Source organism: Pseudopontixanthobacter vadosimaris (genome assembly GCF_012979275.1).
Taxonomy (GTDB): domain Bacteria; phylum Pseudomonadota; class Alphaproteobacteria; order Sphingomonadales; family Sphingomonadaceae; genus Pseudopontixanthobacter; species Pseudopontixanthobacter vadosimaris.
Window position 1 is genome coordinate 1 of the sequence record NZ_JABASZ010000024.1, and the last position, 12,571, is coordinate 12,571.

Genomic DNA, 12,571 nt, shown 5'->3' on the forward strand with positions numbered 1-12,571 from the left:
TTCCACCGCTTCCCCTTCTTCGGGGGCGATGGCGATCAGCCCCCGGCGGGCGCGGGTCTGCGCCAGGTCGGCGGCGGCGCGGCGCACGTCCAGATTGGCGGCCAGCCCGGCCTCGAAGCGCAAGGTGACGATCCGCAGCGTCTGTTCCTGCAGATCGGTCGATTCCTGTAGCAGGTCCAGTTGCGCTCCGGTGCGCCGATATTCGATATACTGGCTGGCGATAGCCGCCGCGACCAGCCGGCGCGTGTCGGCCACGAGGTAATCGGCCTCGGCATAATCCGCGACGGCCGCCCTGATTTCGGCGGCGAGGCGGCCGTTGATGTCGGGGTTGAACAGGCCGAACAGCCCGGCGCCTGCATCCACGCCTGCCCCGCCTGCGTCCAGCCCTGCTCCTGCATTCGCAGCTCCGTCCACGCCCGGCAGCCGGTCGGACCTTTCGGCCCGCAGCAGGGCGGCGGCGGCGCGCAGCCGGTCGGCCGCTGCCGCAATGTCGTAATTGGCGGCAAGCCCGCGTTCGATCAGCGCGTCCAGCACGGGATCGTCGAAGCCCCTCCACCATTGCCGCGCCAGGCCCGCCGGCGGCAGGTTTGCCGCATAGGCGGGCGGCGCGGCTACGGTGGCGGGAATCTCCACCGGCTCGACGCTGGCGCAGCCGCCGATCAGCAATACGGGCAGCAGGGCAGGTACGGTGGAGCGGCACAGGATCATGCCGGTGCAGCCGCCAAATCCGCCGTCATATCCCCCGCCGCATCCTCGTCCGCTTCGTCGATCTCCTCGCTCAAACGGGCGAGGTCGACATTGCGCGGCGTGCCGAAGCGGGCAATGCCGAGATAGATCACCGGCGTCAGGAACAGCGTGAAGATGCCGGCGATGCCCAATCCGCCGAAGATCACCCAGCCGATCGATTGCCGCGCTTCCGCCCCCGCGCCGCTCGCCAGGATCAGCGGAACGGCACCCAGCACGGTGGAGATCAGCGTCATGGCGATGGGGCGCAGGCGGATGGCGGCGGCTTCCTCCACCGCCTCGCGAACCGATCGTCCCTGCTGCCGCAATTGGTCGGCGAATTCGACGATCAGAATGCCGTTCTTCGCCATCAGCCCGATCAGCATCACGAGGCCGATCTGCGAATAGATGTTGAGCGAGGTGCCCGACAGATAGAGCGAGAACACCGCCGCCGCGAGCGCGAAGGGCACGGTCAGCACCACCACCAGCGCGCTGGTCAGGCTCTCGAACTGGGCGACCAGCACGAGGAAGACGAAGACCAGCGCGAAGGCATAGGTCAGGAGCAGATCGTTCGAGGTTTCCTCCAGGCTCTCCGCCTCGCCCTGCAGCAGCATATCGATATCGCCGGCCACCGCATCTTCGGCCAGAAGTTCAATCTCCTCCACCGCTTCGCGCAGCGTCGCGCCCGGCGCGATATCGGCGCTGAGCTCTATCGCGCGGCGCTGTTCGGTGCGGTCGAGTTCGGCGGCGATGCCCTGTTCGTCGATGCTGGTCACGCTGGACAGCGGGACCAGCGTGCCATTCACCCCCCTGACGGACAGGTTGCGAAGATCGGACGGGTTGGTGACGCTGACGCTTTGCGCGGTCAGGAAGATCGGTACCGCCTGGTCGCCGATGCTGAGATCGACCAGATCGTCGCCGCCCACCATCGTGCGCAGGGTCTGCGCCAGGTCGTCCAGATCGACGTTCAGATCGGCGGCGCGCTGCCGGTCGATACGGATGGAGAGCTGCGGCTGCGTCGGCTGATACGATATGTCGGGGTTGGACAGGATGTCGGACCGGGTGTCGATGGCGCGCGACAGGGCATCGGCGGATTCGTAGATGCGACCATAGTCCGATCCGGTCAGCGCGACCTCCAGCCCGTCGCCGCCGCCGCCGAAATTGAGCGTTCCGCGGCCACGGGCGCTGGTGCGCGAACCGGGAATATCCTGCAGGGGCTCGTTCAGATCCTCGACGATCTCGGTCTGGCTGCGGTCGCGCTCGCTCCAATCGGCAAGCTGCGCGGTCACCCGCACACGGTTCGGGTCATAGCGCCCGACGATGGAGAAGGTCCGCCCGATCTCTCCGCTGGCGAGATAGGGTTCGAGCACCTGTTCCACCTCGTCCAGTTCTTCATCCATGAAATCGATACCGACGCCGTCCGGCCCGGTCGCATCCACGGTAATGACGCCGCGGTCCTCGTCGGGCACCAGTTCGTTGTCGAGCCCGGAATAGAGCAGCCCCGCCAGCACGGCGAGAACGACCGCGACGATGCCGACGAGCGCCGGCCGGTCGAGGCAGCGGGCCAGCGCAGATTCGTACCAGCCATTCGCCTTCCGACCCCATGATCCGATGCGGCCCGGTTCGTCATCCTTGCTGGTAAGGTCGAAGCGCGCGGCGAGGGCGGGCACCAGCGACAGGGCCACGAAGGACGACAGGATCACCGCCACCGCCAGCACGAAACCGAATTCGCGGAACAGCCGCCCGGCCTCCGACGGCAGGAAGGAGATCGGCACGAAGACGGACACCAGCACGGCGGTGGTCGCGACCACGGCAAAGAAGACCTGCCGCGTGCCGATCACGGCGGCGGCGCGGCGGCCCATCCCCTTGTTCTGCAGGCGTTGCGCGTTTTCCAGCACCACGATGGCATCGTCGACGATCAGCCCCGTGGCCAGCACCAGCGCCAGCAGGGTCAGCAGGTTGATGGAAAAACCCATCGCCCAGATGCCCGCTATCACGCCGACCAGCGCGACCGGGATGGTGGTGCTGGGCACGACGGTGGGCCGCCACGCGCGGAAGAACACCAGCATGGTTCCGATCACCACGGCAATGGTGAAGCCGAGCGTGATGAGCACCTCGCGCACCGAGATGCGGATGAACTCGGCATCATCGGACACGATCTCGACATCCACATCCTCGAAGCGTTCGTTCAGCCGGTCCACCCCGTCGCGGATCGCACCGGAGATGGTGATGGTGTTCGAACTCGCCTGCCGCACGACGCCCAGCCCGATGATCGGCCGCCCGTCCAATCGCACGAAACTGGTCGCATTGGCGGGCGCGAAGATCGCCTCGGCCACATCGCCCACGCGCGTCGTGCCGGAAATGACGATGCTCTCGATCTGTTCGGGCGTGGCGGCAGTCGCCTCCGCCCGCACCACCAGTTCCTGGGCATCGGACCGGAAGGAACCGACCGGCACGTCATAGGGCGCATTGGTCAATGCATCGGCCACATCGGTCAGCGCCAGGCCGAAGCGGTTCAGCCGTGCCGGGTCGATGCTGACCCGCATCTGCCGCTCGCGGGTGCCGAATTCCTCGATGCTGGCGACGCCTTCGGCGGTCAGCAATTCGGGTACGATGTCGTTTTCGACGATGCGCGTCAGTTCCGCTTCGTCGTATCGGTTTGACGATATCGCCAGCGTCATGATCGGCTGGGCGTCCTGGTCCGCCTTCACCACCGTCACCTGTTCGACCCGGTCGGGCAATTCGCGGGTGACGCGGCTGACCGCCTCGCGCACGTCGGAAGCCGCGGTGTCGAGGTCCACGCCGGGGTTGAATTCGATACGAAGGCGGGCGTTGTTTTCCTCGCTGGATGCATTGATCTGGCGCACGCCGGACACGCGGGCCACCGCGCCTTCCAGCACGCTGGTCACCTCGGCATCCACCGTCTGCGGCGCGGCACCGGGCAGATTGGCGGTGACCGACACGATGGGCCGGTCGACATTCGGCAATTCGCGCACCTCCACGCCCATCAGCGCGGCGATGCCGGCGATGACGATGAGCAGGTTCAATACCCCGATCAGCAGCGGCCGTTTGACCGCCAGCATCGGCAGGTCGGTCCTATTCTGCATCTTGGCGGCGCGCAGGGCGAAGCTGCACGTCCTGCGGCGCGGCGCCTGCCGGGCGGATCACCCGCACATCCTGCCCGTCGCGCACCTTCTGTACGCCTTCGACGATCACCCGGTCGCTTGCCCGCACGTCGCCCTGGACGAAAACCCGGCCTTCGCGGCGCGACGTGATGGTCACCGGAACGCGGCGCGCCTTGCCATCGCGCACCAGGAACAGATGCGACCCTTCGCCGCCCCAGACGATGGCTTCTTCCGGCACGGTCGGGCGCGCCTCGCCATTGCGGGTGAAGATCACGCGGAAGCTCATGCCGGGGCGCAGCGTGTCGCCCGTATTGGCGATGGCGGTGCGGACGGTGAAATCGCGGCTGTCCCGCGCAACGCGCGTATCGGTCGTCACCACCCGTGCATCTATGGTGCGCGAGGGTTCGGAAAATGGCGTGACCTGCACGGTTTGTCCCGGACGCAGGGCGTTGAAGACCGCTTCGGGCGCGGGAAAATCGACATACAGGGTGTCGCGCCGGTCGATTTGTGTAATGGGCGTGCTGTCGTTCACCCGGTCGCCGGGGTCGATCTCGGTCAGGCCGACATGGCCGGAGAACGGCGCGCGCACCACCCTGTCGCCCAGTGCCATCTCTGCCTGCCGCAAGGCGATACGGGCGGAAGCGAGGGCAGTCTCGCCCGCCTCGATCTGGCTTTCCGACAGGGCGCCGGTATCCTCGATCCGGCGATAGCGCGTCAGCAGCTGGTCTGCCTCGCTCACCTGGACGCGGGCAGCCTCCACCGCCAGGCTTTCGGCCCGCGCGTCCAGGCGCAGGAGCGGAGCGCCCTCGCGCACGTAATCGCCCGCGCTGAACAGGACATTGGTGACCCGGCCGGCCGTTTCGGGATAGATCTCGGCGGAGGTGGTCGCGCGGGCCGTGCCGATGGCCTCGATCTCCAGCGTCTCGGGCAATATCCGCACCGGCTGGGCGATCACCGCCACCGGTGGGCGTTCGGGCGCGGATTCGTCGGCCGAACAGGCGGCAACGGCGACCGCGAGGCCGAATGCGGCGATCAGCCGGCGAACTATCCAGAATCCCATGCAGCGCAATTAGCGAAGCCCGGGCAGTTTGGCAAAGGCCGGATCGACCGATCCGGCGCCGGAAGTTCAGCGATCGAGCCGCGCGGCCAGCCGCACCAGCAGGGCGATCAGCGGCGGCACCAGCACCAGCGACAGCACGACCTTCGCCAGCATCTGCCCCGCCAGGAGCGACCCGATCGGAAATTCGCCGTAGAATGCCAGTGTGATGAAGATGATCGTATCGACGATCTGGCTCAGCGCCGACGCGATCCCGCCGCGTATCATCATCCACAGATTGCCGTTTCTCGCCCCGCTGCCTTTCTCCCCGCCGCCGCGCAGCCAGTCGAAGATCCGCACATTCAGGATCAGCGACACGCCATAGGCGACCGGCCCCGCCGCCATGATCCGCGGCGTCTGCGTCAGCACCTGTTCGAAGGCGGCGATGTTTTCCGGCGGCATGGCGGACGATACCGGCAGCATGAGGACGAGCAGGATCAGGAGGATCGACGCGGCGAGCGGCAGGAACCCCCACAATACCATCCGGTCGGCGACCGACCTGCCGTAAAGATGGCTGACCGTGCTCGACAGCACCACCAGCATCAGGAAGGCGAAGATGCCCGCCTCCACCGCCAACGGGCCGAGCGCGACCTGCTTGAACCCCAGTACGCCCGCCAGCACCGTCATCCCGCCATAGAACAGCGCATAGACGAACAGCGCGCGCGGCATGCCGCCGGGGCTGAGCACTGCGGACGCAGCCGGGGTCCCCGATTGCCGGGCCGAACTCGTGTGCGTGTCGGAAGGGGAAAGGGGTTCCTGCATCGCCCCACGCCTATGCGAGGCCGTGAAAAAAGGGAAGGTGCCGGGAACCTTTTGCCCGACTGCATCGCCATCGCATTTGACTGCCGGACGACAAAACGCAAGAGAGCGCCGCGGACGGACAGCGCGGCACGTGATTCCTGCAACCGGCAGGGCGGAATATCCTCGAAGATGCGCGGGGATCGGTCCAAGCGAAGGACGACAATGCCACCCGTCATCATGAGCCTTATCGGGATTGTCGCGATCCTCCTGATCGCCTTCCTGCTGTCTTCGGGCAAGCGCCGCATCAGCCTGCGCGTGGTGGCGGCTGCCTTCGCGCTGCAGGCGCTGCTCGCCTTCCTGGTGCTGCGCACGCCGTGGGGCCGCGCGGCAATCCTGGGCATGGCGAACGGCGTGGCGGCGCTGCTGTCCTATGCCGACAAAGGCACCGAATTCCTGTTCGGGGCGCAAGAGGGCAATCCGCTCGCCAACACTTTCGCACTGGGGGCGCTGCCGGTCATCATCTTCTTCGCGGCGCTGGTCTCCATCCTCTATCATCTGGGCGTGATGCAGCGCATCGTGCGCTGGGTCGGCGGGGCCATCGGCTGGCTGACGGGCATCAGCCGCGTCGAGTCGCTGGGTGCTGCCGCCAACATCTTCGTCGGCCAGTCGGAAAGCCCGCTGGTGGTCCGCCCCTATCTCGCCGGCCTGGTGCCGTCGCAGCTGTTCACGCTGATGACAGTCGGCATGGCGGGTGTCGCGGGCACCATCCTCGCCGCCTATGCCGGTCTGCTCGGCAATGATTATCTGCCCTTCCTGCTGGCAGCGGCCTTCATGTCGGCACCCGGCGGTATCCTGATGGCCAAGATCATGATGCCCGACGATGAAATCGTGGCCGATGTGGCGGGGGCAGGCGGGGAGCGCCTTGTCCTGCCGCGCGGCCGTATCAGCGCCGAAGGCCCGGCCGCCCTGACCGAAGGCGGCGCTGCGCATGAGGTGGAGGTGGCCGAGACCTTCGAGGACGGGCAGCGCCCCGCCAACATCATCGAAGCCGCCGCGCAGGGCGCGCAGACCGGCGTGAAGCTGGCCGTCGCCGTCGGGGCGATGGTACTGGCCTTCGTGGCGCTGGTCGCGCTGGCGAACGGGCTGCTCGGCTGGGCGGGCGGCTGGTTCGGTTTTCCCGAATTGTCGTTCCAGATGCTGCTGGGGGCGATCTTCGCGCCGGTCATGTTCCTGATCGGCATTCCGTGGGAGGATGCGGGCATCGCCGGGGGGCTGTTCGGCACCAAGATCGTGCTCAACGAATTCGTCGCCTTCATCGAACTGGGCCAGATCGACACGCTGATCCTGTCCGAACGGAGCCGCGCCATCGTCACTTTCGCCCTGTGCGGTTTCGCCAATTTCAGCTCCATCGCCATCCAGATGGCGGTGACCGGCGGCCTCGCGCCCAACCAGCGACCCGTCATCGCCCGGCTGGGCCTGCGCGCATTGGCGGCGGGTTCACTCGCCAATCTGATGAGCGCGGCACTGGCGGGGCTGTTCCTGCCGTATTAGACCACACGCAAGTTCCGTTCTCCCGGGGATCGTCCATGTCCGCCATCGCTTCCGTTTCGCTGTCCCGCCCGCTCGAAGATGTCGCCGATGCGCTAGGCCGCAGCTTCGGCGAATATGGCTTCGCCATCATCCGCGACCACGGCATTCCCGCCGACCTGATCGGTAAGGCCGAGGCGCTGGCACGCGCGTTTTTCGCTTTGCCCGACGAAGCGAAGCGCGCCTACCGGCTTGAAGGAGGCGGCGGCGCGCGCGGCTACACGCCGTTCGGAACCGAAAAGGCAAAGGACGCCAGGGTCCACGATCTCAAGGAATTCTGGCACGTCGGGCGCGATCTGCCGGAAGGCCACGCGCTGTCACCCTTCATGGCCCCCAATATCTGGCCGGCGGAACTGCCGGAGTTCCGCGATGTCTTCACCCGCCTTTACGCCGCCTTCGAGGAAGCGGGGGGCCGGGTGCTGGAAGCCATCGCGCTGCATTTGGGGCGGGAGCGCGACTTCTTCGCCCCGACGGTGGAGGACGGCAATTCGGTGATGCGCCTGCTGCATTATCCGCCGCTGCAGGAAGCGAACCGTGAAGGTGCCATCCGCGCCGCCGCACATGGCGACATCAACACCATCACGCTGCTGCTGGGGGCCGAAGAAGCGGGACTCGAACTGCTGACGAAGGATGGCGAATGGCTGGCGATCGACCCGCCGGAAGGAGCGCTCGTCGTGAATATCGGCGACATGCTCGACCGGTTGACCGGCGGCCGCCTGCGCTCCACCGTCCACCGCGTCGTCAATCCCAGCGGCGCAGCGGCGCAGCGTTCGCGCTATTCCATGCCGTTCTTCCTGCATTTCCGCCCGGACTACATGATCGACGTGCTGGAGGACTGCCGCGGCGGCGAATCGGCAGAGGCGGTTCCGCCCCCGATCTCGAGCCATGACTTCCTGATGCAGCGCCTGCGCGAGATTAATCTGGCGTGATCGGTTCCCGGCCCAGTCAAAAGGTTCCGCACAGATCACGAAAATCGCATGTTGTTGCATTGCAGCAACATTGATAATCCGCTCGAATCCAATAGTTTAGAAGCGGGCATGGCAATATGCACGATCGCGCCCCCTGCTGTCATATTGTTGCAACAAAACTTTCTTCTTACCGCCTTGTTCAACGCCTAGCCGGGCGTCATCAGCCGCCCGCTGCATCCTCGCCATAGCCATTCACGGCGCCGGTCGATCGCGGGGTGGGGGCGCAACGAAGTACCGAATGTCACGCAAAGGGATCGTCTGACATGAAAATCAAATATCTTCTGGCCGCCAGCGTGGTCAGCCTGTCGGCCGGCGTCATGCTGCCCGCGCCTGCCGCCGCGCAGCAGATCACCTCGGGGATCGAAGGAACCGTCTCTTCCGCAGACGGCGCGGTGCTGCCCGGTGCCATCGTCACGATCACCGACACCCGCACCAACCAGTCGCGCACGCTGACCACCGGAGCGGACGGCACCTTCCGCGCGGACAACCTTGTTCCCGGCGGTCCTTACGAAGTGACTGCTGTTGCGGCGGGGTACGAAGGGCAGACCGTTCCGGGCCAGTATATTACCGTCTCGGGCAATCTGTCCTTCGATTTCGAACTGTCTTCGGCTGATGCAGGCGCGGCGGGCGACGTGATCGTCGTGACCGGCGCGCGTGCCGGCGTCAGCCAGCTCGCCATCGGCCCCGGCACCGCCTTCGGCGAAGAAACGCTGTCGAATTTCCCCTCGATCACGCGCGACGTGCGCGACATCATCCGGCTCGACCCGCGCGTCAGCATCGACCGCGATAATGAGGTCGACCGCGTTTCCTGCCTCGGCGGCAACGACCGGTCCAACACCTTCACCGTCGACGGCATCGTGCAGGCCGACGTGTTCGGGCTGAACGGCACGCCTTTCGCCTCGCGCAATTCGCTGCCGCTGCCCTTCGACGTCATCCGCGAAACCAGCGTCGAATTCGCGCCTTTCGACGTCGAATATTCCGACTTCACCGGCTGCCTCGTCAATGTCGTCACCAAGTCCGGCACGAACAGGTTCCACGGCAGCGCCTTCTTCACCTTCCGCAATGAAGATCTGCGCGGCGACACGATCGACGGCGATGATTTCACGCCCGCCGCATTCGAGGAAAAGCGCTGGGGCGCCACGCTGAACGGGCCGATCGTGCCCGACCGGCTGTTCTTCAGCCTGGGCTATGAGGAAACCGATCTTGGCGATGCCAATGATTTCGGGCCGCAGGGTCTCAACTTCCCGAATGCCGCGGAATTCGTCGATATCGACCAGTTCAACCGTTTCGCCGGCATCGCGAGCAGCGTCTATGGCCAGGACGTGGGCGAATATCCGCGCGCGCTGCCGGAAAGCTCGCAGCGCTATTTCGGCCGGGTCGACGCCTATATCACCGACGATCACCGGCTGGAGGCCACCTATCAGAAGCTGAAGGAAACCAATGTCGAATCCGACACCGGCTTCAACGAACTGACGGGCCTCAACAGCTTCGAGGATGAAGGCACCGATTCCGATTATTACGCCGTTCGCCTCTATTCCAACTGGACGGACACTTTCTCAACCGAACTGCGCCTCAGCCGCGCCGATGTCAGCGATGTGCAGGGCCCGGTCGGCTTCGGCGAAGCCCAGTCCGGCAATCCGACCGTGCGTCTGGTGGTCGGGGTGCAGAACACCGATCCCGACGGCAATCCGGTAAACGGTTTCCTCAGCACCGGCCCCGGCATCTTCCGTTCGGCCAATGCGCTGCAGACGCAGATCGACCAGGCGCGCTTCCAGGCGACCGCCAGTGCGGGCGACCACCAGCTGAAATTCGGCGCCGAACTGAACGATCTCGAAGTCTACAATCTGTTCGCCATCAACGCGACCGGCACCCTGTTCTTCCGCAATCTGGATGATTTCCAGAACGGCATCGTGGCGAATGGCGGCTTCTCCTCCACCTTCTCCAACCCCGATGCGCTCGCCGGCGGCCAGCTTGGCGGCGGCGTCATCAGCGCCACGCCATCGGGCGACATCAACGAAGCGGCGGCGACCTTCAGCCGGACGATCTACAGCATCTATGCCCAGGATGAATGGCAGGCCACGCCGCAGCTCAGCCTGACGGCGGGCCTTCGCGCGCAGATCTATGACGGATCGGCACCGACGGCGAACTCGAATTTCCTCGACCGTTACGGCTTCAGCAACCGCATCGCATTCTCCAGCATCCCGCCGGTCCTGCTGCCGCGCGTCGCTGCGACGTATGAATTCGACAATGACGGGTTCCTGTCCAATTCGCGTCTCACCGGCGGCGTCGGCATCTTCGCGGGCGGCGATCCGGTGGTGTTCTTTTCCAACGCGTTCTCGAACAATGGTTTCAACACCGGCGACGGCACCACTTTCGTGGCTGCCTGCGACGGAATTCGCAGTGCCGATGGCACGATAAACATCCTGCAGGGCGGCAGCTTCAACGGTTTCCCCGAATGTGCGCGCCTCGCCGGTTCGCAGCAGGCGGCACGCGGCCTGTCCGATACCCAGTCGATCGATCCCGATTTCGAAATCCCGACGGTGCTGCGCGCCAATGTGGGCTTCGGAACGCGCTTCGGTGTCGGCGGCGGCTTCTTCAGCGACTGGCAGCTCAATCTCGATTATATCTACAGCCGCTTCCAGAACACGCTGAACTTCGTCGACCTGTCGCAGGTGGTCAATCCGGCACTCGGCATGGACGGCTTCACCGTCGATGGCCGGCCGATCTACCGGGCCATCGATCCCACGGCCGATGGCTGCGATGCGCAGTTGCAGGGGACGGGCGGAACGCCGCCGGTCTATACGGGCGTCAGCCCCGCCTGTTTCGCCACCGGACGCGATGACGAACTGCAGCTGACCAACGGCCCCGATTACGAAAGCCACGTCGCCTCCATCGCCCTGGCCAAGAACCTGGGTCGCGGCGTGTTCACGCGGGGCGGCGATGTCGGGATCCGGCTCGGCTATGCCTATACTGACAGCGAGAACAACCGGAACATCGGATCCTCGACCGCCACGTCCAATTACGACGTGACCGCCGCCTTCGACCGGCAGAACCCGGCGATCTCGACGTCCAATTTCGAAACGAAGCACAATTTCACGGCGGCCTTCAGCTTCCAGGAAGCTTTCTTCGAGGATTACCAGACCAGCCTGGGCCTGTTCTTCAGCGCCCGTTCGGGCCGGCCCTACAGCCTGACCTTCGCCAATGGCGGCGATTTCAACGACAGCGCTTCGGGCAACAACAATGCGCTGCTCTACATCCCGACCGGTGTGAACGATCCCAATCTGGCGCCGCCGGTGTTCAATGCCGCGGGCCAGCTGATCGGCGGTTCGGACCCTGCGGCGGTGCAGGACCTGGTGGATTACGTCGCCGCATCGGACTGCGACTTTACGCCGGGCCAGTCGATCGAACGGAATAGCTGCGACAACGACTGGTATTACGACCTCGACATGCGCATCAGCCAGGACCTGCCGTTCATCGGCCGGCTGACGGGTGTCGCGGATGATCGCATCGAACTGTTCGCCGATTTCGACAATTTCCTGAACCTGCTCGACAATGGCTGGAACGTCTTCCGCCGCCGTGGCGGGTTCTCGCAGACGGTCGATCTGGCGGAGGCGGGTGCGTCCTATCCCGATCCGAACCGTCCGGACCGCTTCATCAACGTCCCGGCCGTCGACGACCAGGGCCGCTACGTGATCTCGGATTTCGATGCGAATGACGAGAATTCGGTGAGCACCTCCGCTTCGGTCTGGCGCATACAGGTCGGCGTGCGTTACGAATTCTGATGTCACGCAATAATGTCCAAAGGGGCGGCGGCACGCGGGTGTCGCCGCCCTTTTCTTTTGCCCGCGGCACGCGTTATGGGTCGGGCAGCAAGGCACCTGCCGCGACGATGGGTGCAATTCACGGATCGTCACGCGAGCATGAACGACAGACACGGCAATTTCACCCAGACCCGCCGGCGCATCCGGCCGCTGACGCTGGTCGGCATCGCCGTGCTGCACGTGCTGCTGTTCTACGGCCTCGCCCGCGCGCTCGCGCCCGACTTCACCGGCGGGCTGGAGGACAGCGTGATCGCCGCCTTCACCGTGCCGACCGAGATACCCGAACCGCCGCCCCCGACGCCAACCCCACCTCCGGAACCCGCACCGGAACCCGACACGCGGCCCGACGAAGGCGCGCAGGGCGATCCGGGACGTGAGGCAGTGGCGCGCGCGGTGGTTGCGCCGGAGCCGGCAATTACCATCGTCGAGGCGCCGCCCGCTCCCCGCACGGCATCGACCGGCGCTGCCAATACCAGCGGCGCGGCCGAGCGGGGCGAGGGAACCAACGAT

The 12,571-nt window shown here is 65.7% G+C and carries 7 protein-coding genes and 1 pseudogene; 4 read left to right on the forward strand and 4 right to left on the reverse strand.

The window, feature by feature from the left end; all coding sequences use genetic code 11:
- The 4 genes from HG250_RS05115 to HG250_RS05130 all read right to left on the reverse strand — a co-directional run.
- Positions 1 to 708: TolC family protein (locus HG250_RS05115; protein ID WP_170003354.1), on the reverse strand; the 708-nt coding region annotated here is incomplete at its 3' end.
- On the reverse strand, positions 705 to 3,830 hold the full coding sequence (locus tag HG250_RS05120) for an efflux RND transporter permease subunit (protein WP_170003356.1): 3,126 nt from the start codon (positions 3,828 to 3,830) through the stop codon (positions 705 to 707). The genes HG250_RS05120 and HG250_RS05115, both read right to left, overlap by 4 nt.
- Positions 3,820 to 4,908, reverse strand: coding sequence for an efflux RND transporter periplasmic adaptor subunit (locus HG250_RS05125; protein WP_170003358.1), 1,089 nt, complete (start codon positions 4,906 to 4,908; stop codon positions 3,820 to 3,822). Before HG250_RS05125 ends, HG250_RS05120 begins: the two co-directional genes overlap by 11 nt.
- 66 nt (positions 4,909 to 4,974) lie before the next feature.
- On the reverse strand, positions 4,975 to 5,706 hold the full coding sequence (locus HG250_RS05130) for a queuosine precursor transporter (protein WP_420821310.1): 732 nt from the start codon (positions 5,704 to 5,706) through the stop codon (positions 4,975 to 4,977).
- A 201-nt stretch (positions 5,707 to 5,907) separates the two neighbouring features.
- Here HG250_RS05130 and HG250_RS05135 point away from each other — a divergent pair, with 201 nt between their 5' ends.
- From HG250_RS05135 to HG250_RS05150, 4 genes and pseudogenes are all read left to right on the forward strand, one after another.
- Entirely contained in the window at positions 5,908 to 7,236 is a 1,329-nt protein-coding gene (locus HG250_RS05135) for a NupC/NupG family nucleoside CNT transporter (protein WP_170003360.1), read from the forward strand.
- Between the two features lie 35 nt (positions 7,237 to 7,271).
- Positions 7,272 to 8,201 carry an isopenicillin N synthase family dioxygenase gene (locus tag HG250_RS05140; protein ID WP_170003362.1) on the forward strand — a complete coding sequence of 310 codons (930 nt, stop codon included), beginning with the start codon at positions 7,272 to 7,274 and terminating at the stop codon, positions 8,199 to 8,201.
- 302 nt (positions 8,202 to 8,503) lie between these two features.
- On the forward strand, positions 8,504 to 12,022 hold the full coding sequence (locus tag HG250_RS05145; protein WP_170003364.1) for a TonB-dependent receptor: 3,519 nt from the start codon (positions 8,504 to 8,506) through the stop codon (positions 12,020 to 12,022).
- A gap of 138 nt (positions 12,023 to 12,160) precedes the next feature.
- Positions 12,161 to 12,571: pseudogene (locus HG250_RS05150) on the forward strand (hypothetical protein); the annotation flags it as partial.